General features: G+C 29.5%; 1 protein-coding gene. It reads right to left on the minus strand.

What is annotated here, in order from left to right; genetic code table 4:
- Positions 1–266: 266 nt before the first annotated feature.
- Positions 267–1266 (minus strand): hypothetical protein (locus tag BU00_RS05275; protein WP_036459106.1); only part of this gene is annotated, 1000 nt, incomplete at its 5' end.

The following is a 1266-nucleotide window of genomic DNA, read 5'->3' on the forward strand; positions in this document are numbered from 1 at the left end:
AAGCCACAACACTAGCCATTGAAGCAACTGATGTTGTACCTAAAATTGGTCATAAAAATTTTTTTAATTTCATATTTTCTCCTATTTTTGTCCTTGTTTATAATTAAGAACAAATAATTATATATTTATTCATTTTATTTAAAAAATATTTATTAAAAAAGAGCACTAAAAATGAAAACTTTTTCATAAAAAGATGTTCAAAATATTTTTGTGATTTAGAAAATTAAAATTTAGATAAAAAAACACCTAATGGTGTTTTAATTGTATTAGTTATTTCTTGAAACTTCTGCTGATGAAGTTTGAGTGTTTGAATCGTTTGCAGGTTTTGCTGGTCTTTCTTGATTATCAGTAACAACCATTGCTGTATCACTATTATTTGGATTTAAACCAGCTAAATCTGCGGGTTCTGATTGACCATCTTCTGTTGCTTTTTTCTCAGTAGAAGGTACTGTTTGAGGTTTTTCTGTTATTTCAGCTGATTGAGAATCATTTTGTTGTTTTTGGAGTCTTGCTTCTCTTTCAGAGTTTTTAGATTCATCAAGTTGTTTTTCTTCACCTTTGTTATCTAAAAATCCTTGACTTTTAAGTGGATCTTCTTCTTTTTCTTTACCAACACCATCACCTTGTGTTAATTTAGCATTTGATGATTTTGGTTCAAATAAAGAAGCACTAAGAGTTTGATTATCTTGTTTTTTAAGTTTTGCTTCTTTTTCTGGGTTTTCTGCTCCACTAGTTTTTGAAGATGTTGCATCTGATTTTTTGTTTTCTTTAAATTCTTTACTTAATTCACCTATAAACGAAGGAGATTCTTGGTTTCCATATTTTGCAGACATTTCTAATTCTTTTTCAAGATTTTTAGATGGGGTGTTGTTTACCATATCTGTATAAACTACATCTTTTGCAATTGGAAATTCAGATTTTGGTGAAGATAATTCTTTTGTTAATTTGTTATAAGATTTTACTTTTTCATCTTTATCTGATTTTGCTTCACCATCAACAATCATTTCTTTACCTGTATTTGGTTTTAAATCTTTTAATTCCGAATTCATTTCATTCATTTCAGAATTTGTTAATTTTTGATTTGTTTGTTTATTTAGTTGTTTTGCTGATTCTTCCGGTGTTTTAGGAGTTTTCATTCCAGGTTTTGTACTTGTCCCACCTTGACCAGGATTTGGTGTAGGGGTAGGTTCTGGTTTTGGTTCTGGTTGAGTAGTTTGATCACCACCTTTTCCAGATTCTCCTGTATTTGGAGTAGGTTCTGGTTTT

The organism is Mycoplasma leonicaptivi ATCC 49890 (genome assembly GCF_000622205.1).
GTDB classification, from domain to species: Bacteria; Bacillota_I; Bacilli_A; order Mycoplasmatales; family Metamycoplasmataceae; genus Mycoplasmopsis; species Mycoplasmopsis leonicaptivi.